At 40.6% G+C, this 25,990-nt stretch carries 35 protein-coding genes and 1 pseudogene; 17 read left to right on the top strand and 19 right to left on the bottom strand.

Annotated elements, in window-relative coordinates; genetic code table 11:
- Positions 1–41: 41 nt before the first annotated feature.
- The 14 genes and pseudogenes from cysQ to CKV74_RS03765 all read left to right on the top strand — a co-directional run bounded on the left by cysQ (position 42) and on the right by CKV74_RS03765 (position 13,754).
- Positions 42–851 carry a 3'(2'),5'-bisphosphate nucleotidase CysQ gene (cysQ, locus tag CKV74_RS03830; RefSeq protein ID WP_007242302.1) on the top strand — a complete coding sequence of 270 codons (810 nt, stop codon included), beginning with the start codon at positions 42–44 and terminating at the stop codon, positions 849–851.
- 73 nt (positions 852–924) lie between these two features.
- On the top strand, positions 925–2,409 hold the full coding sequence (gene zwf, locus CKV74_RS03825; RefSeq protein WP_007242410.1) for a glucose-6-phosphate dehydrogenase: 1,485 nt from the start codon (positions 925–927) through the stop codon (positions 2,407–2,409).
- 93 nt (positions 2,410–2,502) lie between these two features.
- Complete coding sequence (gene pgl, locus CKV74_RS03820) at positions 2,503–3,201, top strand: 6-phosphogluconolactonase (protein ID WP_007242330.1); 699 nt, start codon at positions 2,503–2,505, stop codon at positions 3,199–3,201.
- Between the two features lie 14 nt (positions 3,202–3,215).
- Complete coding sequence (locus CKV74_RS03815) at positions 3,216–4,523, top strand: MFS transporter (protein ID WP_095176761.1); 1,308 nt, start codon at positions 3,216–3,218, stop codon at positions 4,521–4,523.
- 21 nt (positions 4,524–4,544) lie between these two features.
- Complete coding sequence (locus CKV74_RS03810; RefSeq protein ID WP_007242276.1) at positions 4,545–5,609, top strand: DUF1176 domain-containing protein; 1,065 nt, start codon at positions 4,545–4,547, stop codon at positions 5,607–5,609.
- 93 nt (positions 5,610–5,702) lie between these two features.
- Entirely contained in the window at positions 5,703–6,761 is a 1,059-nt protein-coding gene (locus CKV74_RS03805) for a DUF1176 domain-containing protein (protein WP_095176760.1), read from the top strand.
- 39 nt (positions 6,762–6,800) lie between these two features.
- Positions 6,801–7,193, top strand: a complete 393-nt coding sequence (locus CKV74_RS03800) for a GNAT family N-acetyltransferase (RefSeq protein WP_039847815.1) — start codon at positions 6,801–6,803, stop codon at positions 7,191–7,193.
- A gap of 26 nt (positions 7,194–7,219) precedes the next feature.
- The gene (locus CKV74_RS03795) at positions 7,220–7,636 is read left to right on the top strand and encodes a hypothetical protein (RefSeq protein WP_007242395.1); all 417 of its coding nucleotides are present in this window, start codon (positions 7,220–7,222) and stop codon (positions 7,634–7,636) included.
- A 32-nt stretch (positions 7,637–7,668) separates the two neighbouring features.
- Positions 7,669–8,001, top strand: coding sequence for an avidin-fold protein (locus CKV74_RS03790; RefSeq protein WP_007242312.1), 333 nt, complete (start codon positions 7,669–7,671; stop codon positions 7,999–8,001).
- A gap of 16 nt (positions 8,002–8,017) precedes the next feature.
- Positions 8,018–8,176, top strand: a pseudogene (locus CKV74_RS03785) (GNAT family N-acetyltransferase); the annotation flags it as partial.
- Positions 8,177–8,385: 209 nt separating this feature from the next.
- Positions 8,386–8,919, top strand: a complete 534-nt coding sequence (locus CKV74_RS03780; protein ID WP_039847814.1) for a hypothetical protein — start codon at positions 8,386–8,388, stop codon at positions 8,917–8,919.
- Between the two features lie 126 nt (positions 8,920–9,045).
- Positions 9,046–10,500: a decarboxylating NADP(+)-dependent phosphogluconate dehydrogenase gene (gene gnd, locus CKV74_RS03775; protein WP_007242419.1), complete on the top strand. Its 1,455-nt coding sequence runs from the start codon at positions 9,046–9,048 to the stop codon at positions 10,498–10,500.
- A gap of 264 nt (positions 10,501–10,764) precedes the next feature.
- Positions 10,765–11,079 carry a DUF4298 domain-containing protein gene (locus CKV74_RS03770; RefSeq protein WP_007242270.1) on the top strand — a complete coding sequence of 105 codons (315 nt, stop codon included), beginning with the start codon at positions 10,765–10,767 and terminating at the stop codon, positions 11,077–11,079.
- A gap of 338 nt (positions 11,080–11,417) precedes the next feature.
- Positions 11,418–13,754, top strand: a complete 2,337-nt coding sequence (locus CKV74_RS03765; RefSeq protein WP_095176759.1) for a TonB-dependent hemoglobin/transferrin/lactoferrin family receptor — start codon at positions 11,418–11,420, stop codon at positions 13,752–13,754.
- Between the two features lie 62 nt (positions 13,755–13,816).
- On the opposite strand, the gene aphA is transcribed toward CKV74_RS03765, so the two are convergent.
- The gene (gene aphA, locus CKV74_RS03760) at positions 13,817–14,524 is read right to left on the bottom strand and encodes an acid phosphatase AphA (protein ID WP_095176758.1); all 708 of its coding nucleotides are present in this window, start codon (positions 14,522–14,524) and stop codon (positions 13,817–13,819) included.
- 158 nt (positions 14,525–14,682) lie between these two features.
- Here aphA and CKV74_RS03755 point away from each other — a divergent pair, with 158 nt between their 5' ends.
- The 3 genes from CKV74_RS03755 (at position 14,683) to CKV74_RS03745 (ending at position 16,373) form a co-directional block, all read left to right on the top strand.
- Positions 14,683–14,886: a YMGG-like glycine zipper-containing protein gene (locus CKV74_RS03755; RefSeq protein ID WP_007242436.1), complete on the top strand. Its 204-nt coding sequence runs from the start codon at positions 14,683–14,685 to the stop codon at positions 14,884–14,886.
- Between the two features lie 131 nt (positions 14,887–15,017).
- Entirely contained in the window at positions 15,018–15,689 is a 672-nt protein-coding gene (rpe, locus tag CKV74_RS03750) for a ribulose-phosphate 3-epimerase (RefSeq protein ID WP_007242342.1), read from the top strand.
- A gap of 9 nt (positions 15,690–15,698) precedes the next feature.
- Positions 15,699–16,373: a phosphoglycolate phosphatase gene (locus CKV74_RS03745; RefSeq protein WP_095176757.1), complete on the top strand. Its 675-nt coding sequence runs from the start codon at positions 15,699–15,701 to the stop codon at positions 16,371–16,373.
- 101 nt (positions 16,374–16,474) lie between these two features.
- On the opposite strand, the gene rplQ is transcribed toward CKV74_RS03745, so the two are convergent.
- The 18 genes from rplQ to CKV74_RS03655 form a co-directional block, all read right to left on the bottom strand.
- Complete coding sequence (rplQ, locus tag CKV74_RS03740) at positions 16,475–16,858, bottom strand: 50S ribosomal protein L17 (protein ID WP_005695104.1); 384 nt, start codon at positions 16,856–16,858, stop codon at positions 16,475–16,477.
- A gap of 38 nt (positions 16,859–16,896) precedes the next feature.
- A complete protein-coding gene (locus CKV74_RS03735) occupies positions 16,897–17,886 on the bottom strand; it encodes a DNA-directed RNA polymerase subunit alpha (RefSeq protein ID WP_007242427.1) in 990 nt (329 codons plus the stop codon).
- 31 nt (positions 17,887–17,917) lie between these two features.
- Positions 17,918–18,538, bottom strand: coding sequence for a 30S ribosomal protein S4 (gene rpsD / locus CKV74_RS03730; RefSeq protein ID WP_005625866.1), 621 nt, complete (start codon positions 18,536–18,538; stop codon positions 17,918–17,920).
- 29 nt (positions 18,539–18,567) lie between these two features.
- The gene (gene rpsK / locus CKV74_RS03725) at positions 18,568–18,957 is read right to left on the bottom strand and encodes a 30S ribosomal protein S11 (RefSeq protein ID WP_005543603.1); all 390 of its coding nucleotides are present in this window, start codon (positions 18,955–18,957) and stop codon (positions 18,568–18,570) included.
- Between the two features lie 16 nt (positions 18,958–18,973).
- Entirely contained in the window at positions 18,974–19,330 is a 357-nt protein-coding gene (gene rpsM / locus CKV74_RS03720) for a 30S ribosomal protein S13 (RefSeq protein WP_007242368.1), read from the bottom strand.
- A gap of 140 nt (positions 19,331–19,470) precedes the next feature.
- Positions 19,471–19,584 carry a 50S ribosomal protein L36 gene (rpmJ, locus tag CKV74_RS03715; protein WP_005625868.1) on the bottom strand — a complete coding sequence of 38 codons (114 nt, stop codon included), beginning with the start codon at positions 19,582–19,584 and terminating at the stop codon, positions 19,471–19,473.
- Between the two features lie 29 nt (positions 19,585–19,613).
- Positions 19,614–20,939 carry a preprotein translocase subunit SecY gene (gene secY, locus CKV74_RS03710; protein ID WP_095176756.1) on the bottom strand — a complete coding sequence of 442 codons (1,326 nt, stop codon included), beginning with the start codon at positions 20,937–20,939 and terminating at the stop codon, positions 19,614–19,616.
- Positions 20,940–20,946: 7 nt separating this feature from the next.
- Complete coding sequence (gene rplO / locus CKV74_RS03705) at positions 20,947–21,381, bottom strand: 50S ribosomal protein L15 (RefSeq protein WP_007242399.1); 435 nt, start codon at positions 21,379–21,381, stop codon at positions 20,947–20,949.
- Positions 21,382–21,385: 4 nt separating this feature from the next.
- Positions 21,386–21,565: a 50S ribosomal protein L30 gene (rpmD, locus tag CKV74_RS03700; RefSeq protein ID WP_005543631.1), complete on the bottom strand. Its 180-nt coding sequence runs from the start codon at positions 21,563–21,565 to the stop codon at positions 21,386–21,388.
- A 6-nt stretch (positions 21,566–21,571) separates the two neighbouring features.
- The gene (gene rpsE / locus CKV74_RS03695) at positions 21,572–22,072 is read right to left on the bottom strand and encodes a 30S ribosomal protein S5 (RefSeq protein WP_007242403.1); all 501 of its coding nucleotides are present in this window, start codon (positions 22,070–22,072) and stop codon (positions 21,572–21,574) included.
- A gap of 19 nt (positions 22,073–22,091) precedes the next feature.
- Complete coding sequence (gene rplR / locus CKV74_RS03690) at positions 22,092–22,445, bottom strand: 50S ribosomal protein L18 (RefSeq protein WP_007242363.1); 354 nt, start codon at positions 22,443–22,445, stop codon at positions 22,092–22,094.
- 13 nt (positions 22,446–22,458) lie between these two features.
- Entirely contained in the window at positions 22,459–22,992 is a 534-nt protein-coding gene (gene rplF, locus CKV74_RS03685) for a 50S ribosomal protein L6 (protein ID WP_007242418.1), read from the bottom strand.
- A gap of 15 nt (positions 22,993–23,007) precedes the next feature.
- Positions 23,008–23,400 (bottom strand): 30S ribosomal protein S8, encoded by a 393-nt coding sequence (rpsH, locus tag CKV74_RS03680; RefSeq protein ID WP_005625877.1) that lies wholly within the window; start codon positions 23,398–23,400, stop codon positions 23,008–23,010.
- 36 nt (positions 23,401–23,436) lie between these two features.
- A complete protein-coding gene (gene rpsN / locus CKV74_RS03675; protein ID WP_007242504.1) occupies positions 23,437–23,742 on the bottom strand; it encodes a 30S ribosomal protein S14 in 306 nt (101 codons plus the stop codon).
- An 11-nt stretch (positions 23,743–23,753) separates the two neighbouring features.
- Entirely contained in the window at positions 23,754–24,293 is a 540-nt protein-coding gene (rplE, locus tag CKV74_RS03670; RefSeq protein ID WP_005625881.1) for a 50S ribosomal protein L5, read from the bottom strand.
- Between the two features lie 17 nt (positions 24,294–24,310).
- Entirely contained in the window at positions 24,311–24,622 is a 312-nt protein-coding gene (gene rplX, locus CKV74_RS03665; RefSeq protein ID WP_095176755.1) for a 50S ribosomal protein L24, read from the bottom strand.
- 13 nt (positions 24,623–24,635) lie between these two features.
- On the bottom strand, positions 24,636–25,007 hold the full coding sequence (rplN, locus tag CKV74_RS03660; RefSeq protein ID WP_005619403.1) for a 50S ribosomal protein L14: 372 nt from the start codon (positions 25,005–25,007) through the stop codon (positions 24,636–24,638).
- 211 nt (positions 25,008–25,218) lie between these two features.
- Positions 25,219–25,962 (bottom strand): carbonic anhydrase, encoded by a 744-nt coding sequence (locus CKV74_RS03655; protein WP_007242320.1) that lies wholly within the window; start codon positions 25,960–25,962, stop codon positions 25,219–25,221.
- Positions 25,963–25,990: the final 28 nt, after the last annotated feature.

The following is a 25,990-nucleotide window of genomic DNA, read 5'->3' as shown; positions in this document are numbered from 1 at the left end:
ATAGGCTATCCGAGGATAGCCTATTTTTTATAGGGAAATATATGCAACAATTATCTGAACCCCTTCTTACCCAAATCCGCACACTGGCTGAAGAAGCTGGAACTCATTTAGCCCGTTTTTACCAACAAGATGTTGCCATACAAACTAAAGCGGATAATACGCCCGTTACTGAAGCTGATTTATTCGTCAGTCAATTTCTAACGGAAAAACTGACTGCACTTTTCCCTGAAATTCCGGTGCTTTCAGAGGAAAACTGCGATATTCCCTTTGCACAACGCCAAACCTGGGAAGAATATTGGTTGATAGATCCCCTTGATGGAACACAACAATTTATTGACCGTACCGATCAATTTTCTGTACTCATTACTCTTGTTAGCCAACACCAACCTGTTCTCTCCGTGATTCATGCCCCAATATTACAACTAACTTATTATGCAATGCGTGGTTTTGGTGCGTTTAAACAAACCGCCAATGAAACCATCCGCCTTACTGCCAATCATATTTCTGCCAACCGCCCATTGAAAATTGCAATCAGTGCTTCAGCTTCACAAAGCCAAACTCGTGCAACCTTAATTAATCATCAACCCTGTGAATTTATCATTATGGGATCTAGCTCATTAAAAAGTGGTTTAGTCGCAGAAGGGGCTGCTGATTGTTATATTCGCTTAGGAAACACCGGTGAATGGGATACCGCTGTGGCTGAAGTGCTGTTAGCAGAAACTAACGGTGCTATTTTGGCGCCTAATTTCCTACCATTAAGTTATAACCAGAGGGAAACACTTATTAATCCGCACTTTGTTATGGTAGGCGATAAATCCTTAAATTGGGCATCTGTCTTTCAATTTAATTGATTGGTTCGATTAGTGATTTGCGGTAGAATCCGAAACCTCTGTATTTTACTCGGAATTAACATTAAGGAACATTATGCAAACCGATAATACCTGTATTGTCATCTTTGGTGCATCGGGTGATCTTACCCACCGCAAACTCATTCCTGCACTCTATAATCTTTTCAAAATTGGCCGTCTTGGCCCCCATGTTTCTGTATTAGGCGTAGCTCGTACAGCCCTTGACGATGAGTCTTTTCGTAACAAAATGCGGGAAGCCCTATTAGGTAGCGAAGAAATCACTCCCGAAAGCTTAGATGAGTTCTGTTCCCGTCTCTACTACCAAGCGATAAACACCGCAGATGCAGCGGACTATGGGAAGTTAGTACCACGTTTAGATGAATTACATGACACATACCAAAGCGGTGGTAATACCCTGTATTACCTTTCCACTCCACCAAGCCTCTATGGTGTTATCCCTGAATGTCTGGCAGCTCATGGTTTAAACACCGAAGAATATGGTTGGAAACGTATCATCGTAGAAAAACCCTTTGGCTATGATGAAAAAACTGCCCGTAACTTGGATGTACAAATCCACCGTTTCTTTGAAGAACATCAAATTTACCGTATCGATCACTACTTAGGTAAAGAAACTGTTCAAAATCTACTCGTATTACGTTTTTCTAATGGGTGGTTTGAACCTCTGTGGAACCGTAATTTTATTGATTATGTTGAAATTACCGGAGCCGAATCTATTGGTGTAGAGGATCGCGGTGGCTATTATGATGGCTCTGGTGCAATGCGTGATATGTTCCAAAACCACCTATTGCAAGTGTTATCCATGGTTGCCATGGAACCCCCAGCAATTATCAATGCTACCTCGATGCGTGATGAAGTTGCCAAAGTAATGCACTGTTTACGTCCGTTAACTAATGAAGATCTCGAACATAATTTGGTTCTCGGTCAATACACAGCGTCGGAGATTGATGGTAAACAAGTCAAAGGTTATTTGCAGGAAAAAGGCGTACCTGCTGACTCCAACACTGAAACCTTTATGGCACTCCGTTGTGAGATTGAAAACTGGCGTTGGGCAGGGGTTCCTTTTTATGTGCGCACAGGCAAACGTTTACCCGCTCGTGTCACAGAAATTGTTATTCACTTTAAAACCACTCCACATCCGGTATTTAGCCAAAATGCACCGGAAAACAAATTGATTATCCGTATTCAACCCGATGAAGGTATTTCTATGCGTTTTGGTTTGAAAAAACCGGGTGCCGGTTTTGAAGCGAAAGAAGTCTCCATGGACTTCCGCTACGCTGACCTTGCAGGGGCTACCGTATTAACTGCCTATGAGCGTCTATTATTGGATGCCATCAAAGGTGATGCGACCCTATTTGCCCGAACTGATGCTGTGCATGCAGCATGGCGTTTTGTTCAACCAATTTTGGACTACAAAGCCCAAGGCGGTCGAATCTATGAATATGAAGCCGGCACTTGGGGACCAACAGCAGCCGATAAGCTGATCGCCAAAAGCGGGCGAGTATGGCGCCGTCCAAGCGGAAAAATGAAAAAGAAAATTTAACCGAATAGGTGTCATGAATGAACAGGGCGGACGCTGTCCGCCTTAATAATAAATAAAAACTGACGAATCATATTTCGTCTTGCGGAACACACCATGAACTACATTAGCTTTCCTAGCGCGCAAAATGCCGTTGAAAAAATAGCGCAAGAATTTGTAATTTATAGCCAACTTAACCACCCGGTGCACATCTCTCTCTCCGGCGGTTCAACGCCAAAACTACTTTTTAAAACCCTTGCCCAAACTCCCTATGCTGAGCAAATCAACTGGAAAAATCTACATTTTTGGTGGGGAGATGAGCGCATAGTGATGCCGAGCGATCCTGAAAGTAATTATGGCGAAGTACAAAAGCTATTATTCGATCATATCAATATTCCGAGTGAAAACATTCATCGCATTCGCGGTGAAAATGAGCCACAAATAGAATTAAAACGCTTTACTGAAGAACTCCACAACATGCTGCCAAATGGCATTTTTGATTGGATCATTTTGGGGATGGGTACTGATGGCCATACAGCCTCTCTTTTCCCACATCAAACCAACTTCGACGATGATTGCCTTGCCTTGATCGCCAAACATCCTGAAAGCGGACAGATTCGCATATCCAAAAGTGCGAAATTAATTGCCCAAGCCAAACGCATTACTTATTTGGTCACCGGTGAAAGTAAAGCCGCAATTTTGAAAGAAATCCAAACTCAAAATGCAGAACAGCTAGCGTATCCTGCAGCCAAAATCAAAGCTCAAAATGGCATCACCGAATGGTATTTAGATAAAGCCGCCGCCCAATTGTTATAACTAAGATAATTAATATGAATTTAAGAGAAAAAATCGATCAAAGCCCAATGAGCATATACCAATGGGCTATCGTTGCTATGGCCGCCATAATGAACTTCTTGGACGGCTTTGATGTATTAGCCATTGCTTTTACAGCGACTAATATTTCAAAAGATTTTGCATTAAGTAAAACGGAATTTGGGGTGCTAATTAGTGCCGGATTAGTCGGCATGGTTGTTGGCTCGATGGCCTTAGCACCGCTAGCGGATAAATTCGGACGTCGGCCGATTCTGTTACTATCTGTCGCTTTTTCGGCGATTGGCTTATGTCTTTCAGGTTTTTCCGGCAATCCGGAAATTTTAGGCGCTTCTCGCATACTGACCGGATTAGGTGTCGGTGGAATCTTAGTTGGTACAAATGTGATTACCAGCGAATACTCCTCTAAAAAGTGGCGTAGCTTTGCAATTAGTATTTATGCGGCGGGTTTTGGTATAGGCGCAATGATTGGTGGCATTATGGCCAAATCACTGCAGGCGACTTATTCTTGGCATGCCGTTTATTTTGCCGGTGCAGCCATGACATTTTTAGTCTTTATTGTTTTGCTTATCTGGTTGCCCGAATCTATCGATTACCTCAACTCCAAACAACCCAAAAATGCCAAGATCCGGCTCAATCGAATTGCCCATCGATTAGGTTTTAGCGGAGAATGGGAGTTAACCGAAAGAAATCATACTGTGCAAACCAATCTACCCATTTCCCAATTATTTGGAAAAAAATACTTACGACCAACCCTATTACTTTGGTTATCGTTTTTTGCCATTATGTTCTGTTTTTACTTTATTAGCTCATGGACACCTGCCTTGTTGAAAGAAGCCGGAATGACTGTAGAGGAAAGTATTAACGTCGGTATGATGATTTCCTTAGGGGGCGCCGCGGGCTCAGTATTATATGGTCTAATAGCAAGCCGCTGGTCTGCCCGGAATGTATTAATCTTATTTACCATTGCATCTGCTATTGCTATTTTGATCTTTATCTCTGCTTCATCCAATCTCTCCTTAGCTATGGCATGTGGCGTACTGGTCGGAGCCTTAATTAATGGCTGTATCAGTGGTTTATATACCATTAATCCAGCAACCTATGATGCGGAGATCCGTAATACCGGTGTAGGTTGGGCAATTGGTGCCGGTCGTGCAGGTTCAGTATTAGCGCCGACTGTAGCAGGTATCCTGTTGGATGCAGGCTGGGAAAAGCAAACGCTATATGTTGCGGTTGCTGGCGTAATGCTAATCGCCACAATAGCTTTAGCCTTCAAAAAATCGCACGTTGAACTAAAATCCCTTTAACTATTATGGATAAGAAAGCTAATGAAGCACTTACTTTGGTTGATCCTACTCCCTGCAACAGCTCTTACAGCTCCGATTAAAGGCTTTAATAAAACCTACCAAGATTGGGATCTCATCTGTGATAATACCGGGACTTGTCATATGGCGGGATATCAAGCCGATGAAGATTTTGATCGTGCAGTTTCGCTTTTATTTACCCGAGCAGCTGGAGAAAACACGCCTATCCGTGCGAAATTAGCTTTATGGCCTTACAATAATGAAAATGATAAAGAGCTCCAACTCAGTGATACATCAGAAATTATCTTAAACGGGCAATCATTAGGAACTGTAAAAAATATGGCTGATGCTGCGAATTTAGATGTTCAACAGACTGCAGCATTATTAGCAGCATTAAAAAGTCATGCAGATATTCAAATAGTCTCCGGCGAATTCAAGGGCAAGCTATCCGATAAAGGAGCAGCGGCGGCAATGCTCAAGATGGATGAATTCCAACAACGCTTAAATACCCCCTCTGCGCTTATTCGCCAAGGTCAGGAAAAGCACGCTGTATTAGCTCCTCAAGCCGTGCCACAAATTAATGCTATTCGAGTAAACCCGCAAAAAACCACCACATTAGAGCCTGGTAATAAGCAGTTTAATGCTATTTTAGCTCTTTTACGTCAAAGCAATGGAATCAATGAAAACGCGGAAGATTATTGCTATGTTCTTCATGATAAAGAAAGAGAGAACCTGCAAATCACTCTTTATCCGTTAACCCAAGGTAAAGTCTTAGCTGAAACTCTTTGCTGGTTAGGCGCTTATCAAAGCGGTAATTATTATGCAGTCATGGATGAAAAACTGAGTAAGGTAGAACAGGTATTAGCCAACCAGTATGAATATGCAGATTATGATGAAAAGACACATAGTTTTCTCGTATCCGGCTCATTTAAAGGCCGTGGCATTGGTGATTGTTGGGGCGGACAAGAAGCAATATGGAATGGCAAAATCTTCATCCGAACCAAGGAATGGACTACCGGTTCCTGCAAAGGGTTTACCGGCGGAGCATGGCAACTGCCGATCTTTGAAAGCAATATTAAAGTGAAATAATCGGTTAATCTCGGATTCAAGACCATACAACTATTCATGTATGACAAATAACTCACTATAAAATAAATTTCCTTTACCTTAGGAGAATCTCTAATGAAACGCTTATTCTGGTTAGCCCAGCTACCTGTAGTTGCTTTCGCTACACCGCTTGATGGGTTTGAAAAGACTTACCAAGACTGGGATTTAGTCTGTGATAATACCGGGACTTGCCGTATGGCGGGATATCAAGCCGAGAACGCTCCCGATCATATAATCTCTCTTTTATTTACCCGAACAGCTGGCGAAAACACGCCTATCCGTGCGCAATTTGCTTTGTGGCCTTACAATAATGAAAGTGATAAACAGCTCAAATTCGAAGAAACATCGGAAATTATCTTAAATGGGCAATCCTTAGGAACTGTACAAAATTTGTCGGACTATACTACGGCGGAATTAAATAACAAACAAACCACGGCATTATTAACGGCATTAAAAACTCATGCGGATATTCAGGTAGTCTCCGGTGAGTTTAAAGGCAAGCTATCCGATAAAGGAGCTACTGCAGCAATGCTCAAGATGGATGAATTCCAACAACGCTTAAATACGCCCTCTGCACTCATTCGCCAAGGTCAAGAAAAACACGCCGTATTAGCGCCTCAAGCAATACCGCAAGTTAAGGCTGTTCGGATCAATCACCGCAAAACAATTGAATTAAAGCAAGGTGAAAAAAAATTTGCTGAAGTATTGGCATTATTACGTGAAAGCGACGATCCAAATAGCCTCTGCAGTGACCTACATAGCGATACAGAGCTCGATGGACAAATTATCCTTTATCCATTAACTAACGGTAAAGTCTTGGCAGGAACGATTTGTGTACTCGGCGCTTATCAAGGCACTGTTTATTATGCCGTCATGAACAATAAGCTAAACAAAGTAGAACAGGTCTGGGATAGCGAATATAACTATGCCGGTTATGATAAGAAAACCCATGCTTTAATGCTGACCGGAACCTTTAAGGCTCGTGGTATCGGGGATTGCTGGGCAGGTCAAGAAGCAGTATGGAATGGCGAACGCTTCATCCGCACAAAAGAATATACCACTGGTTCCTGTAAAGGATTTGCCGGGGGGGCGTGGCAGTTGCCGATTTTCGTGAGTAATATCAAAGTAAAATAATTTATTTTATCTTTAACATCATGGAGCGTAGGTGTGACAATGATCAACTATAAAATTAATGAACCGATTTCTGTCAAACAATTTACAGAATTGCTCAATAAAACAACCCTAGGTGCACGCCGTCCGTTAGAGGATGAAAAACGTGTCGCGGCAATGTTGCACCATGCTGATTTATTAGTCTCCGCTTGGGATGGTGAACGATTAGTGGGTGTAGCACGTTCCGTGACGGATTTTGCCTATTGCTGTTATTTATCTGATTTAGCGGTTGATGAACAATATCAAAAACAAGGTATCGGCTTGCAATTGATTGAACACACTAAACAAGCCTTACATCCACAAGCCAAAATTGTGCTGTTATCCGCTCCGCAAGCGGTGGATTATTATCCGCATATTGGATTTACGCAGCATATGAGTGCATGGACGAAGAGTTAATTTATTAGAATGATATGGAGACAAAAATGAAAAAACTGTTTGTACTACTTACTTCAACTTTGTTATTTGCTTGTTCATCTGGTCCATCTTTAGATCAATTAGCAGCACAAATGCCAAAAGATAATCGCTCAGTAATGCTTCAAGTTCCAGAAGCAGGAAACCCAGTTTCAAATGGAATGCTTGTGGCAACGATTAGAACTGCAGGTGGTACTTCAGGAAAACGACTCGTATCTCTTTTAGCTACAGATAATTTACACATCGGAATTGCAGGGAACAGTCAATCTGTGAATAAAGCAGTTGCTATGTATGGACTAAATAATGCAGAAAAGGTCGGCAAGGATGTATCTTTATACCTTGTTGGAGATAGTGAAAGTGATAAAGCAGATCTAGAAAAAGCAGCAAAAGTGAAAAATGTAGAAATGCATTACATTATGCAAAAATAAGATATAGATACATTAGATGCGGAGTGACTTTAATGTTGAATTTAGATAATAAGAAATTTGTTGCGGTTGAAAACACCTCAAATGGTGAGGTGAGTAGCCAAACCGAATTTCATTACCATCAACAAGGTAAAATGATTTGGGCCGAATATAGTGGCGGTGAAATTTTAAAAGGCTTTTTAATTGGGAAATGGATTGACGATACTCAAATTGAATTTACGTATCAACATTTAAATCAATCTCTAGAAAATCGTTTGGGGCGTTGTTGTACCACATTTTCTTTAGAGGAAAGTAAACTCATCGGTCATGAACAATGGCAGTGGCTAGACACGTTAGAGCAAGGCAACTCTTTAATTAGAGAAATTTAAAAGAAGTTTTGCTGTAGAATATCAGAAACAAGGTATCATCTTGCAGTCGATTAAACACACTAAACAAGCCGTACATCCACAAGCCAAAATTGTGCTGTTATCCGCCCCGCAAGCGGTGGATTACTATCCGCATATTGGATTTACACAGCACATGAGTGCGTGGACGAAGAGTTAAAAACGTTTGGAAAAGTGACCGCACTTTTGCGTAGCACGAAAATGGATTACTGATAGCGCACGCTTCATTGCGTGTGCTTGTAGATAAAGGCACACGTTGGGAAACGTGCGCTATCGTGGGGTTATTAGTATTTGAGTTAGTATTATAGCTAATTAAATAGTTATAGAGATGCTACCTTAGTGAGAATTTATTATCTTAGATTTAAGTGTATGAAGAAAAATATCAATTTTATTATTGGATTAGTTATAATTATCTTATCTTTAATAACTATCTACTATATTATTCGTTGGATATCTGAGAATAATACTATTGGCATCCCATTATTCACAGCAACTTTAGGTTTTATCGGTATTATTTATAGCCAATATCAATCTAAATCCAGAGATATAAGAGAAAGCCACCGAGCCAGCAAGATTGAAACATATAGAATGTTTTTTGACTTGGTAAACCTATTTCAAAATAATGCCAGAAAAAATATAAGCATAGATTTAGACGATGAAGAATTCCAAAAAAATATACAAGAGCTCACAGAAAATATGATGCTTTGGGCTTCAGAGGAAGTAATCATAGCATGGCGTGATTTCAAAAATATTGAGTCTAGTTCTGACGATCCTTATTTGGCATTACGAAAAATTGATAAATTATATAGGGCTATAAGGAAAGATCTTGGACACAATGATAACAATCTAAAAGATTTAGATTTGATAAAAATAAATCTTAAGGATCCAGAAAATCTTAACTAGCTAGCATCAATAAAAAACAATTGAAAAAACGACCGCACTTTTTGCGTGTAGTCATCTATGTGCAACTTATTGCACCGATATATTCAAATCGGTACAACAACTTGTACCCTACAACAGGAGAAAACAATGTCAGTAAAAGGCGACATCGGTGTTATCGGCTTAGCCGTAATGGGGCAAAACCTCATTTTAAATATGAATGATCATGGCTTTAAAGTTGTGGCATATAACCGTACCACATCTAAAGTGGATGAATTTTTACAAGGTGCGGCAAAAGGCACCAACATTATCGGTGCATACTCGTTAGAAGATTTAGCTTCTAAATTAGAAAAACCACGTAAAGTGATGTTAATGGTGCGCGCGGGTGATGTGGTGGATCAATTCATTGAGGCATTATTACCGCACTTAGAAGAAGGCGACATCATTATTGATGGCGGTAACTCAAACTATCCAGATACCAACCGTCGTGTAAAAGCATTGGCTGAAAAAGGCATTCGATTTATCGGTTCAGGGGTTTCGGGCGGTGAAGAAGGTGCGCGTCACGGACCATCTATTATGCCAGGTGGTAACCATGAAGCATGGCCATTCGTGAAACCAATTCTACAGGCAATTTCAGCTAAAACCGACAAAGGCGAAGCGTGCTGTGATTGGGTCGGCCAAGACGGTGCTGGCCATTTCGTGAAAATGGTACATAACGGTATCGAATATGGAGACATGCAATTAATTTGCGAAGCCTACCAATTCTTAAAAGAGGGTGTAGGATTATCCGATGATGAACTCGAAGCCACCTTTAAAGCATGGCGTAATACCGAGTTAGATAGTTACTTGATCGATATCACTGCGGACATTCTTGGTTACAAAGATGAAGACGGCAACCGCCTGGTGGATAAAATCTTAGATACAGCCGGACAAAAAGGTACCGGTAAATGGACCGGTATCAATGCCCTTGATTTCGGTATTCCGTTGACCTTAATCACCGAGTCCGTATTTGCCCGTTGCGTATCCGCATTTAAAGAGCAACGTGTTGCCGCAAGCCAATTATTCGCTAAAACTGTGGGCAAAGTGGAAGGTGATAAAGCAGTATGGATCGAAGCTGTACGCAAGGCCTTATTAGCATCCAAAATTATCTCTTATGCACAAGGCTTTATGTTGATTCGTGAAGCATCTGAAAACTTCAACTGGAACATCAATTACGGCAACACCGCTCTATTATGGCGTGAAGGCTGTATTATCCGCAGCCGTTTCTTAGGCAATATTCGTGATGCATATGAAGCAAATCCGGATTTAATCTTCTTAGGTTCCGACAGTTACTTCAAGGGCATTTTAGAAAATGCATTAAGTGAATGGCGTAAAGTCGTAGCAAAATCTATCGAAGTTGGTATTCCAATGCCTTGCATGGCATCAGCTATTACCTTCTTAGATGGTTATACCTCAGCACGTTTACCGGCAAACTTATTGCAAGCACAACGTGACTACTTCGGCGCACATACTTACGAACGTACCGACAAACCACGCGGTGAATTCTTCCACACTAACTGGACAGGTCGTGGCGGTAATACTGCATCCACTACCTATGATGTGTAACAAAGTCATCGTATAAACCAAACCGCATTTCTTGGCGTTCAGGAAATGCGGTTTTCTTTTGCCCGACACGCCTCCACAAACGCCCCCTCGATTTATAGAGTCTTTCTAAAAACAACACGTAACCCATTGATTTTATTAGAGTTGATTTAAAAATGGGGATAAAAGCAGTTAATTGCAAAAATTCGGCGGCACAAGAGCCTTGTAAAAGGCCTATAATACGTAAACTGATGCAGCATGATTTATTTTTAGCATTTTGGAGTCCCAATGTTATCGAAAGCACGTTTACAGCATATCGCGGAAATGGAAGAGATTTTGAATCAGTCGGAAACCTTTTTAGCCGAAGCCGAACAATTCTTACAAAAATGGCTAGATTTCTTACCCAAAATAGAAGCTTTAGAGGCCTACTATTTTGACGGGAATTGGCGAGAAGATTTTGATGCCTATGAACAAGGTGAGATCCCATCCGATTTTCCTTGTGGCGTGTTGGGTGAAGATCCCGTATTTAATGCCAGCGTAACCCAACGTGGTCTGGCCGTAGAATACCTCAAGTTGGTTGCCAGAATTTTAGATAACAAATAGCTTGCCATGCTATGTAATCTCAGATGATTACTCAGTTATCTCAAATTCTCCTTTTTGTTGGGTGAGGTGGTGCATTGCCTCGGCTTGCACCACTAGCCTGCCCCTTGCCCCCTATCATTCGCTTAAACCGTTTCTTCCGGCAAAGTTGTATTGTTGCCTTATGGTACAGTATTTCTGTTCATTAATTATCCATTTTATATAGCCCCTCCAAATGAAGCCTAGCTGGTAATTTGCTCCAGATCACAGAAATAAGAATCATTCTTATTTTTATCTACCTTTCTATTCATTTCTTTTTTACAATCCCAACACCATTTTTTGATTATTAAAGGATGCTAAACATGAAAAACAATAAAATCCTGCTAACGGTTTATAAGCTATTACCGATAACTATTTGCTTATCAAGCGCCAATATGGCATTAGCTGAAGAAAAATTAGATGAAATCCAAGTGCAGGGAGAGGTTGATACAACCCGTCAAACACAAACGGCCGTTATTCATAAAAACGCAGAGACCATTCAAAAAGAGCTCATCAGAGATACTCGTGATTTAGTGCGCTATACCACCGATGTTGGGATTAGTGACAATGGACGGTTCCTAAAAGGTTTTTCCATCCGTGGAGTTGAAGGAAACCGAGTTGGGATTAGTGTCGATGGTGTGAATTTACCGGATAGCGAAGAGAATTCACTTTATTCACGTTATGGAAACTTTAACTCCTCACGTTTGAGTATTGATTCAGAGTTAGTCAGAGATATTGACATCATTCGTGGTTCAGATGCACTTAATTCCGGTAGTGGTGCTTTAGGTGGTAGCGTTAATTACCGGACTGCAGAAGCTCAGGACATTGTTAAACCTAATAATAAATTTGGCGCTTTATTACGCGGTGGATATGCCAGCAAAAATAGTGAATGGGTTAGAACTATCGGCGTTGGATATGTCGGCGATAAAGTAGATGCTATTTTAATGTATTCACAACGTACAGGCCATGAACTGAAAAGTAGAGGAGATGGTCCTTACTTCAATACCACCAAAAGCCAACATCCAGATCCGGTTACCTCTCGCTTCCATAGCTATTTAGCGAAGCTTGGTTATCAGCTTACTCCCCATCATAAGATCGGTATTGGTATTAACGGACAGCAAGGTAGCCGATATGTGGATGAACGTAGCTATACCTCTTTTGGAAGTGCTTGGCGCGAAGCTGACGACCAGAGTAAACGTATCAATGTCAACGCCTATTATCTCTATACACCGGACTCTAAATACTTAGCATTTAGTAAATTCGATGTTGATTACCAAAAAACAGATTTAGCCGCTGTTAACTATAAAGGCCTACGGCACTGGCGAACAAATGAGAAACAATTGGGTGAAGTTTTCGATCGTCGAATGAAAACTGAATTTAAACGTGCCTCTGCTGAGTTAGAAAGTATGCCGTTTAATTGGGGAGGCGAACATGTTTTATCTTTTAAAACATATGCTAGTGAACGGGTATTTAGAAATATTAACCATGACACCAATGAATATGGATTGGACGAATGGTATACCATTCAACGACCTGTAAAAACCAAAATGTACGGAGCGTCATTAAAAGATCAAATCACATGGCGTCCTCATTTCGAAAGCGGTTGGAAACCAATATTTTCTGCCAATATTGGCACTCGTTACGATTACGCCAAACTTTCGCCAAAAGGTTTAAATGCACCTTGTAGCAAAGCTTGTTTAGCTGAAGGTGAACCTGCACAAAGTAGTTTCTCAAATTGGAGTGGTTTTCTTGGTCTAGATATCCAAACAACAGATACTTGGAAATTTGGTTATCAACTCAGTACAGGCTATCGAATTCCTACTGCCACAGAGTTGTATTTCAGCTTTACCAATGCATATGGCACATGGAAATCTAATCCTGGATTGAAGTCAGAGCGTAGTGTCAATCATACTCTTTTTGCTAAAGCACAAAATGAAAAAGGTATGCTTGATATTAATCTATATCAGACCCGTTATCGGAATTTCTTATTTGAACAAGAAAGTATTATTGAACAAACTCAGTATGGACGGACTTACCAAACACCAATGCAGCAGATGGTCAATGTTGATAATGCTCGAGTAACCGGTATTGAGGTAAAAGGAAACCTCAATTTGGATACGGTTCTTCCAGCACCTAAAGGTTTAAAACTATATGGTGCATTGGGTTATAGCAAAGGCAAATTATCAAATTCAACCAACCTGCTTTCAATTCAACCACTAAAAGCGGTTTTAGGGCTTGATTATGAAGATCCGGATGGTAAATGGGGAATCTTTAGCAGACTAACCTACTTAGGCGGTAAAAAAGCAAAAGATGCCAAAACCCTTGAAATTAACAAGCGTTGTCTAGTATGGACTTATGACCCTTGGTTCGGTAGAGACATTTGTTCAAAAGAAGAGTTATATCAATCTGTAGATAACTATAAATACCTTAATAAATCTGCCTACGTATTCGATTTATTCGGTTTTTATAAAGTCACAAAAGATATTACATTAAGAGCAGGTGTGTATAACCTATTTAATGAAAAATATCATACTTGGGACGCATTACGTGGCATCAATGCACATAGCACCACAAATAATATTGATGAAAAAGGATTGGGTCTTGAACGCTACTACGCGCCAGGACGTAATTATTCCGCATCAATTGAAATCCGTTTCTAATCCATAACCTTAATAAAAAAGTAGACCGCCTTAAAATGGCGGTCTACTTTTTATCTTTAAGACTAGTAGCTTGAGTTAATCAAAACTTCTTCACCGTAACCACCTAGAGTTGGCATTGGCTGATAAGTCGAATTAGCTGCGCGCATTAAACGAATGCCACGAATTCCTGCTTCTTTAGCCGCTAAGATATCATCATCACTATCTCCGTAGTGAATGGTCACTTTGTGTTCAATAATTGCCGGTGTTTTATTGTATTTCGTTGTGCGATCACGTCCGCCCATAAATTCAACTGGATGAATATCTTTGATATTAAAGTTTTTTTGTAAAACTGGTGTCACACCATCTTTATTACCCGCAGTACGGCCAGTAATAAAGTAAATTTGGTCGCCACGTTCTTGGTGCATATTAATTAAGTCCACAGCAATTTGTTTTGGAATAGAATATTCATCACAACCGGCATTTACTTCATTCCAGAAGTCTTGATTTTTTAAGTAATCCTGTTTTCCTGGTGAATACTTTTGTTGTCCATGGAAGAAACAAGCACTAGTAAACATAACGGTATCATCGATATCAAAGCTCACGTTAATTGGAGCTTTACCTTCTAATTCCTGCTTCAATTGAGCAACAGAAATCCAATGAATTGGTTGCTCCACCAACATTTCACGAGCATTCGTACCTGGTTGTGTATAAGGCTCAGTTTTTGCAGCAAAGGCGGTAGAAAGTGAAAAGCCTAAGATTAATGAAAGGGAAAGTTGAGTTAGTTTTTTCATGTTATGTCCTTAACGGGTTAATAAATCGCGCAAAATCTTAATTCTGCTTATCATAAAAATCAACATTCAAATTTCATAAGTGAACTTTTCTTAACCAACCTCTGTCTTAATAGCGGCCATCACGATTGATGGCCTTCTATTTTACACGGAGAGATCCTATGAAATTTATGACAAAAACACTCGCTATTTTAATGACAATCGTTGCTGTTGCCGGCTGTGAAAACATGAGTCGCAGCCAGAAAAATACCGCGGTTGGTGCTGCTATCGGTGGTACTGCCGGTTATATGCTCGGCGGTAATGCTGCAACAACTCTTGGCGGAGCTGCGCTTGGAGGTGTTATCGGTAGCCAGGTTCATAGATAATTTCTTTTCAATAAACCGCATTTATTATAATGCGGTTTATTTTTGGGTAATTCTCGAAGCAGAATTAATTAACCAAGAAAATTTCACCTTAACGTAGTAAACTAAGTAAAGTTTACTTTAAGGAGAATCCCATGAAACCCTATCTTATAGCCCCCTCAATACTTTCTGCGAATTTAGCCTGCTTAGGCGACGATGTGAAAAATGTGCTTAATGCTGGTGCTGATGTGATTCACTTTGATGTCATGGATAACCACTATGTTCCAAACTTAACATTTGGTCCTGCAGTTTGTCAGGCATTACGTGATTATGGGATCCAAGCGCCTATTGATGTGCACTTGATGGTAAAACCCGTTGATCGCATTATTCCCGATTTTGCTAAAGCCGGAGCTAATTACATCACATTTCATCCTGAAGCTTCTGAACATATTGATCGTTCATTACAGCTTATTCGCGATCATGGCTGTAAAGCCGGATTAGTGTTTAATCCAGCCACTCCTCTTAGTTATTTAGATTATGTCTTAGATAAAGTGGATGTCATTTTACTCATGTCGGTGAACCCTGGATTTGGTGGACAATCATTTATTCCATCTACATTAAATAAATTACGTCAAGCGCGTCGCTTAATTGATGAAAGCGGTTTAGATATACGTTTAGAAATTGATGGCGGCGTAAAAGTAGACAATATTGCTGAAATTGCTGCAGCCGGTGCGGACATGTTTGTTGCTGGCTCTGCTATTTTTGGCAAAACAGACTATAAACAAATTATTGATAAAATGCGTTCTGAACTCTCATCTATAAAATAAGGTTGTATAATGAAAACTCAATTTAAATTAATTGGATTCGATCTGGACGGCACACTAGTAAACAGTCTTCCAGATTTAGCACTATCTGTAAATTCAGCATTAGCTGATCTTGGATTACCTCAAGCATCTGAGGAGTTGGTGCTGACTTGGATTGGCAATGGCGCCCCAGTGTTAATTGCCCGCGCATTAGATTGGGCAAAAGTTCAAACCGGTAGAGAACTCAGTGAAGCTAAAATTGAGCAAGTTAAAGAACGTTTCCATTTCCACTATGCCGAAAATCTTTGCAATATCAGTCGACTATATCCAAATGTAAAAGAAACACTCCAATATTTAAAAGAACAAGGTTACTTATTGGCTGTTGTAACAAACAAACCAACCCGACATGTTTTACCGGTATTAGAAGCATTCGGAATCGAATCATTTTTTAGTGAAATGCTAGGGGGGCAATCTCTACCTGCTATTAAGCCACACCCTGGCCCGCTCTACTATCTATGTGGAAAATTCGGACTAGAACCTCGTCAAATTCTATTTGTTGGTGATTCGAAAAACGATATCCTAGCAGCCCATTCTGCGGGATGCGCTGTCGTTGGTCTAACTTATGGTTACAACTACAATATTCCGATAGCAGAATCGAATCCAGACTGGGTTTTTGAAGATTTTGCCCAACTAAAAAATATTTTATAGCTACACTTGAATACTAAAAGCCTATCCTCACTAGATAGGCTTTTTATTTGAAATAATAAAAAACCCGCTATAAAAGCGGGTTAAATATTTATAGTACTAAATTATTCAGCTGCAGCTTCAGCTACTTCTGGGCGATCAACTAACTCAATGTAAGCCATTGGTGCGTTATCACCAGCACGGAAACCACATTTAAGAATACGGGTGTAACCACCAGCACGCTGAGCAAAACGTGGACCTAATTCATTGAATAATTTCGCAACAGTTTCAATGTTACGAGTACGAGCGAATGCTAAACGACGGTTAGCTACGCTATCTTCTTTTGCTAATGTAATCAACGGTTCAACTACACGACGTAATTCTTTAGCCTTAGGCAAAGTAGTCTTGATGATTTCATGACTAACTAACGCGCTAGCTAAATTACGAAACATCGCTTGGCGATGACTGCTATTACGGTTTAATTGACGACCACTCTTACGATGACGCATGATCCTATCCTTTTCAGAAAATCTTAACCTATGCCAAATTAGTCTTCAGCAATACTTGCTGGAGGCCAATTTTCGAGGCGCATACCAAGTGATAAACCACGAGATGCGAGCACATCCTTAATCTCTGTAAGTGATTTCTTACCAAGATTAGGTGTTTTTAATAGCTCAACTTCCGTACGTTGTACTAAATCACCGATATAGTGAATTGTTTCTGCTTTCAAGCAGTTAGCAGAACGAACTGTCAACTCTAAATCATCAACAGGGCGAAGAAGAATTGGATCAAATTCCGGTTTTTCTTCTTTAACTTCCGGCTGACGAACATCACGTAAATCAACGAATGCATCGAGTTGTTCAGCTAAAATTGTTGCTGCGCGACGAATTGCCTCTTCCGGCTCTAATGTACCGTTAGTCTCTAACTCAATTACCAACTTATCTAAGTCAGTACGCTGTTCAACACGTGCAGCCTCAACATTATAGGCAATACGGTCTACGGGACTATAACATGCATCAACCAATAAACGACCAATTGGACGATCTTCGCTCTGCAATTGTGAGCGTGAAGATGCCGGCACATACCCTCTGCCACGTTGAACACGAATACGCATACTAATAGATGCGTTTTCATCTGTTAAGTGGCAAATCACATGGGAAGGATTAACAATTTCAACATCACCATCATGGGTAATGTCCGCTGCAACAACAGGGCCAATTCCAGATTTATTTAGAGTAAGAATAACATCATCTTTATTCTGTACTTTAACCGCTAGACCTTTAAGGTTTAAAAGAACTTCAAGAATATCCTCTTGAACGCCTTCCTTACTACTATATTCGTGTAATACGCCATCAATTTCTACTTCAGTCACAGCACAACCTGGCATTGAAGATAGAAGGATACGACGTAATGCATTACCTAGAGTATGGCCAAAACCACGCTCTAACGGTTCTAAGATCACCTTAGCATGAGTCGAGCTAATTTGCTCAATATCTACTAAGCGTGGTTTTAAAAATTCTGTAACAGAACCCTGCATTTTATCCTCTCTTTACTTTTAAGCTTAACTATTATTTAGAGTAAAGCTCAACGATCAGATGTTCGTTAATGTCTGCTGATAAATCAGAACGTTCAGGAACACGTTTGAACACACCTTCCATTTTTGCAGAATCAACTTCTAACCAAGTTGGTTTTTCTCTTTGCTCTGCCAATTCTAACGATGCCTTAATACGTGCTTGCTTTTTAGATTTCTCACGAACAGCAACTACATCATTTACAGAAACTTGGAAAGATGGAATGTTTACAACACGGCCATTTACAACAATAGCTTTATGGCTCACTAACTGACGAGCCTCTGCGCGAGTTGCAGCAAATCCCATGCGATAAACAACGTTATCCAATCTACCTTCTAATAATACTAATAAATTCTCACCAGTATTACCTTTTAAACGGTTTGCCTCTTTATAATAGTTACGGAATTGACGCTCTAAGATACCATAGATACGACGAACTTTTTGTTTTTCACGTAATTGACTACCATAATCAGACAAACGCGGTTTACGAGCACCGTGTTGACCTGGTGCTGTATCAATTTTACATTTTGAATCAATCGCACGCACACCTGATTTAAGGAATAAATCAGTGCCTTCACGACGGCTGAGCTTGAGTTTAGGGCCCAAATATCTTGCCATTTTCTTTCTCCAACTATCCTATTACGCCATTAAACACGACGTTTTTTCGGTGGACGACAACCGTTATGAGGAATCGGAGTCACATCAGTGATGTTCGTGATACGGAAACCCGCCGCATTTAATGCACGAATTGTCGATTCACGACCTGGACCCGGACCTTTAACCATAACTTCCAAGTTCTTTAAGCCAAATTCTTTAACGATTTCAGCACAACGTTCTGCAGCAACTTGAGCTGCAAATGGAGTTGATTTACGAGAACCACGGAAACCTGAACCACCTGCTGTAGCCCAAGCTAAAGCATTACCTTGGCGATCAGTAATGGTAACGATTGTATTATTGAAAGATGCGTGAATATGTGCTACGCCATCTACAACTTGTTTTTTTACACGTTTACGTGCACGAACTGGTGTTTTAGCCATTCTTTATTTACCCCGACTATTTTCTGATCGGCTTACGTGGACCCTTACGGGTACGCGCATTAGTTTTAGTACGTTGACCACGTACCGGTAAACTACGACGATGACGTAAACCACGATAACAACCTAAGTCTAAAAGACGTTTGATGTTTAGTGTTACTTCACGACGTAAATCACCCTCAACGGTAAATTTACCAACTTCGTCACGCAGTTTGTCAATCTGCTCTTCAGACAATTCGCTGATCTTAACATCTTCAGCAATCCCCGCAGCAGCACAAATGCTTTTAGAACGAGTCTTACCGATACCGTAAATTGCAGTTAAAGCGATTACAGCGTGTTTGTGATCAGGAATGTTAATGCCTGCAATACGGGCCACTATGCACTCCTATTAATTTAACTTATTGATATTCTGATCTTGAAAAGCCCGTTTTCAGGATACTCAAACAGAATATCAAGGACATAAATGAGTCGAGCAGTATAACTGCTCAACCGGTTCTTTGCAAGAAGAAATGTTAATTAACCTTGACGTTGTTTATGCTTAGGGTCGCTACACAATACGCGAACAACACCTTCACGTTTCACAATTTTACAGTTACGACACATCTTCTTAACGGAAGCACGAACTTTCATTGCTTATCCTTTTTTACTAAAATGAACAATTACTGTCCAAAACCTTTAAGGTTTGCTTTTTTTAACGCAGATTCATATTGAGACGACATCAAGTGACTCTGTACCTGCACGATAAAATCCATAATTACAACAACAACAATCAGTAACGATGTCCCACCAAAGTAGAACTTAACGTCCCATGCTGAAGTCATAATATAAGGAACTAAACATACAAACGTTACGTAAAGACCGCCAATTAAAGTTAAGCGAGTCATTACCTTGTCAATATAACGAGATGTTTGTTCACCTGGTCTAATTCCAGGGATAAATGCACCAGATTTTTTTAGATTATCTGCTGTATCACGCGGATTATACTGCATTGCAGTGTAGAAAAAGCTAAAGAAAATAATCGCAATCGCATAAACAAGAAGATATAAAGGTTGTCCTGGATTCAACAACATGGATAAGCTGTTTAACCATTCAAACTTATCATTCTGCCCAAACCATTGTGTTAATGTTGCTGGAAATAAAATAATGCTTGAAGCAAAAATTGCCGGCATTACGTTCGCCATATTGACCTTTAATGGTAAATGAGTCGAATGACCACCTAGAATCTGACGTCCTTGTTGACGCTTAGCATATTCTACACGAATTCTACGTTGCCCACGTTCAACGAAGACAACAAAGTAAGTTACTGCAAAAACAATAGCTGCGATGAGTAGAAGAACTAAAGGATGCATTTGCCCTTGACGAGCTTGCTCAATTGTTTCAATAATTGCGTGTGGCAATCCTGCAACAATACCACCAAAAACAAGAATTGAAATACCGTTACCAATACCTCTTTCAGTTATTTGCTCACCAAGCCACATTAGGAACATAGTCCCAGTAACAAGGCTCACTACTGCAGTGAAGTAAAAAGTAAAGCCAATATTTGGAACCAACTGTGGCAACATATTTGGCAAACCAGTGGAAATAGCAATAGCCTGAATAGTCGCAAATACTACCGTTGCATAACGAGTATACTTAGTAATTTTACGCTGCCCCGCTGCTCCTTCCTTTTTCAATTCTGCTAAAGCAGGTGAGACCGTAGCAAGCAATTGGATCACGATAGATGCCGAAATATAAGGCATAATACCTAGTGCCAAAATGGATGCACGGCTCAATGCACCACCAGAGAACATATTTAGCATGTCAATGATGGTGCCTTTTTGTTGTTCAACTAATTGAGCTAGCACGGCCGCATCAATACCAGGAAGCGGGATGAAAGAACCAATACGATAAACAATTAGTGCACCTAAGACAAAGAGCAATCTATTTCTTAGCTCACTCGTACCACTATTAGTACTTCTGCTTTGATAACCTGGTTGTTTAGCCATTTGCTAATTATTCCTCAACTGAACCACCAGCAGCTTCGATTGCTGCTTTGGCACCTTTAGTTACACGCAAACCACGTACAGTAACTGCAGACTTCACTTCGCCAGCTAAAATAACTTTAGCGAATTGAATATCCTTAGTTAAGATATTTGCAGCTTTTAATGTATCCAAAGTGACAACATTTCCTTCAACTTTTGTTAATTCGTTTAAACGAACTTCTGCTGTAACTGCAGATTTCATTGAAGTGAAACCAAATTTTGGTAAACGACGATACAATGGCATTTGACCACCCTCGAAACCACGACGAACACCGCCGCCAGTACGAGATTTTTGGCCTTTGTGACCACGACCACCAGTTTTTCCTAAACCTGAACCAATACCACGACCAAGGCGTTTTGCATTGTGCTTAGCACCTTCAGCCGGAGATAGAGTATTTAAACGCATTCTCTTACTCCTCCACTTTAACCATGTATGAAACTTGGTTAATCATACCACGTACTGCTGGAGTATCGATTAACTCAACAGTATGGTGCATATGGCGAAGACCAAGACCACGCAAGGTAGCTTTATGCTTTGGTAAACGAGCAATTGAGCTACGAACTTGAGTTACTTTAATAGTTTTAGCCATTATCAATTACCCCAAAATTTCATCAACGGTTTTACCACGTTTAGCAGCAACCATTTCAGGTGATTTCATTTTTGCTAATGCATCAATAGTTGCACGAACAACGTTAATTGGGTTGGTTGAACCATACGCTTTAGAAAGAACGTTACGCACACCTGCGACCTCTAAAACAGCACGCATTGCACCACCAGCGATGATACCTGTACCTTCACTAGCTGGCTGCATGAATACACGAGAACCTGTGTGAACGCCTTTCACAGGATGCTGTAAAGTACCCTCATTTAAAGCGACATTAATCATATTACGACGTGCTTTTTCCATTGCTTTTTGGATCGCTGCTGGAACCTCACGCGCTTTACCATAACCAAAACCTACACGACCGTTACCATCACCTACTACGGTTAACGCAGTAAAGCTCATAATACGACCACCTTTTACGGTTTTTGATACACGGTTTACTGCGATTAGCTTCTCTTGCAGTTCACCAACTTGTTTTTCGATGTTTGACATCTCAATTTACCTCATTAGATTAGAACTGTAGACCAGCTTCACGTGCAGCGTCCGCTAAAACTTGGACACGACCATGATATTTAAAACCGGAACGGTCGAAGGCAACATCTTTGATGCCTTTCTCTAATGCACGCTCAGCAACAGCTTTACCAACTGCAGCGGCAGCATCTTTATTACCGGTATATTTAACTTGCTCACGAATTGCTTTTTCAACAGTTGAAGCAGCGGCAAGCACTTCTGAACCGTTTGGTGCAATAACTTGTGCGTAAATATGACGCGGAGTACGGTGAATAACTAAACGCGTTACTCCCTGCTCTCTCATCATATGACGTGCACGAGCTGCACGACGGATACGAGCTGATTTCTTATCCATAGTGTTACCTTAATTATTTCTTCTTAGCCTCTTTGATACGTACCACTTCATCAGAGTAACGTACCCCTTTACCTTTATAAGGTTCAGGACGGCGATAAGCACGAATATCTGCTGCAACTTGACCAATTAACTGCTTGTCTGCACCTTTTAAAACAATTTCTGTTTGTGAAGGGCATTCAGCAGTAATACCTGCTGGTAAAGTGTGCTCCACAGGGTGAGAATAGCCTAAGCTTAATGCAACTACATTGCCTTTAACTTGAGCTCTGTAACCAACACCCACTAGTTGTAACTTCTTAGTGAAGCCTTCAGTAACACCGATGACCATTGCATTAACTAATGCACGAGCTGTACCCGATTGCGCATTCGCTTCAACAAAACCTTCACGTGGAGTGAAAGTAAATTGACCATTATCTTGTTTAACTTCAACTGAGTTATGAATTGTGCGAGATAACTCGCCATTTTTACCTTTTACTGTTAATAGCTGACCGTCGAGTTTAACTTCAACGCCGGCAGGAATACTAACAGGTGCCTTTGCAACACGAGACATTTTCCTACCCCTCTATTAAGCTACATAACAGATGATCTCACCGCCTAAGCCCGCTTGACGAGCTGCACGGTCAGTCATAACACCTTTAGATGTAGAAATTACAGCAACACCTAAACCACCCATAACTTTTGGTAATTCATCTTTACGTTTGTAAATACGAAGACCAGGACGGCTTACACGTTGAATGCTTTCTACAACCGGTTTGCCTTGGAAATATTTTAAAGTAATTTCCAATTCAGGTTTTGCACCTTCTAAAACTTTAACGCTTTCGATATAACCTTCAGCAGCTAATACGTTGGCAATTGCCACTTTTAGCTTGGAAGAAGGCATATTGATTGCAACTTTGTTCGCAGCTTGACCGTTACGAATACGGGTCAACATATCTGCGATTGGATCTTGCATACTCATTGTACTTTTTCTCCGATTCCAAAATAAAGCGGTATATTACCAACTTGCTTTCTTAAGACCCGGGATTTCACCGCGCATAGCAGCTTCACGAACCTTAATACGGCTTAGACCAAACTTACGTAAAACGCCGTGAGGACGTCCAGTTTGGCGGCAACGGTTACGTTGACGACTTGGGCTAGAATCACGTGGTAAAGTTTGTAACTTTAACACAGCATTCCAACGGTCTTCGTCAGAGGCATTGACATCAGAAATGATTTTCTTTAATTCTGCGCGTTTAGCGAAGAATTTTTCAGCCAATTTAACGCGTTTTACATCGCGTGCTTTCATTGATTGTTTTGCCATTATAACCTGCCTTATTTACGGAATGGGAAATTAAAGGCAGCAAGTAGTGCTTGACCTTCTTCATCATTCTTAGCAGTAGTTGTGATAGTGATATCTAAACCACGTACACGATCTACTTTATCGTAATCGATTTCAGGGAAGATGATTTGTTCACGCACACCCATGCTGTAGTTACCACGACCATCAAATGATTTCGCACTTAAACCGCGGAAGTCACGAATACGTGGAACAGCAATTGTAATTAAACGTTCAAAGAACTCCCACATACGCTCACCGCGTAGTGTTACTTTACAACCGATTGGATATCCCTGACGGATTTTAAAGCCAGCAACAGATTTACGAGCTTTAGTTACTAAAGGTTTTTGACCGCTAATTGCTGCTAAATCCGCTACTGCGTTGTCTAGCAATTTTTTATCGGTCAATGCTTCACCCACACCCATGTTCAGGGTAATCTTTTCGATTCGTGGGACTTGCATGACAGATTTGTAGCCGAATTTATTTTTTAATTCGCTTACTACTTGATCTCTGTAGTAATCATGCAGTTTCGCCATCGCATTACTCCAGTTTGTTAGATAATTTCATTGTTAGATTTGAAGAAACGTACTTTTTTACCGTCTTCGAATCTAAAACCTACACGGTCAGCTTTGTTTGTTTTTGGATTGAAAATCGCAATATTAGAAGCATCAATAGCAGCTTCTTTTTTCACTAAACCACCAGCTTTGCCTAAAGCAGGAACCGGTTTCTCATGTTTAGTAATAATGTTGACACCTTCAACAAACACTTTACCGTTTGGTAACACTTTAGTTACCTTGCCACGCTTGCCTTTATCTTTACCGGCAAGTACGATTACTTCATCGTTTTGACGAATTTTTGCAGCCATTTCTCACTTCTCCTTACAGTACTTCTGGTGCCAAAGAAATGATCTTCATGAATTTCTCAGAACGAAGTTCACGAGTCACCGGTCCAAAAATACGAGTACCGATTGGTTGCTCTGTGTTATTGTTTAAAATTACACAAGCGTTACCATCGAAGCGAATGACTGATCCGTCTGGGCGACGTACACCCTTCTTGGTGCGCACAACAACTGCTTTTAACACATCACCTTTTTTAACTTTACCGCGAGGAATTGCTTCTTTCACAGTAACTTTGATGATATCACCAATAGCAGCATAACGACGGTGCGATCCACCTAGAACCTTGATACACATTACGCTGCGAGCACCAGAGTTATCGGCAACATCCAGCATAGTCTGTTCTTGGATCATATTTTATGCTCCGTTAAGTTAATAATACACCCTTGCGGGACGAACCTACCCTTACCACCCGAGTGGATGGCGGATAGGTGGCGGAGTCTACCAAAATTAAACCCTAAAAGCAAAAAGTTTTTACACCCATCTTTTAAAGGCATAAAAAAGCGGCTGCAATGTCGCCGAATTTCTTCAATACATCGCAGCCGCCTTCATTGAAAAGGAAAATCTATTTATCCACTTCAATATGTCGTTTATTTAATGGTTGTAACGGACGGTTATTTTGTCCAAAAATTTTATTGAAAGCACTAATTTGTGCTTTATCCGCCTGAATAGGTTGTTGGAAAATCCGCCATGCCACATTTTCGCTACAAGGAGGGGTCGTCAATGAACCAGTTAAACGGAAACGGGTCATATCTTTAGGGAATAAGTTGCCAACTTCAAATGGTTGCGCTAGCGCCTCTTTCTCACCTTTTGCCAATGGTTTTGCTACGAGCTGAGCCAATAATGGATTGGCTTCACCTTCTTCCACCATAACGGCTAAGACTGCCAAAGATTTATCCTCTGCCTGATGCACGAAATGGATTTCTAATGGGTAGTGTTGCCCTTTAACAGTATGCTCGCTCGGTGTATGGAAATGGAATTGTTTCAATACATAAACCTTGTCGTTCAAACTAATAGTGGGCGCTTTACCGGTGACATTCGCCTGCAATGTATGGCCATTATTTTCCAACGTAAACGTTGTTGCAAAATACTCCATTTTTAACGGCTCGGTCAGCGCTTTCGAATCACTCGGTTCGATATTTACCGGTGATTGGTTCTGTCCCAACTTACAGGTTTGATATTCAGCCTGTAAATCTCCCCAATGCTCAGGACTTTCGTTTCCAGCATAAGACCAATGTGCTTGTCCTTCCGCTTGAACCTGCGAGCTAAGCGCCAATACAGTGGCAGAAACAAGTAACCGTAATTTCATGTTGCGTCCTCATTTGTTGTGAATGGAG

The organism is Haemophilus pittmaniae, assembly GCF_900186995.1.
Lineage (GTDB): Bacteria > Pseudomonadota > Gammaproteobacteria > Enterobacterales > Pasteurellaceae > Haemophilus_D > Haemophilus_D pittmaniae.
Note: the sequence above shows the minus strand (reverse complement) of the source record. Positions and strands in the feature narration are given on the sequence as shown.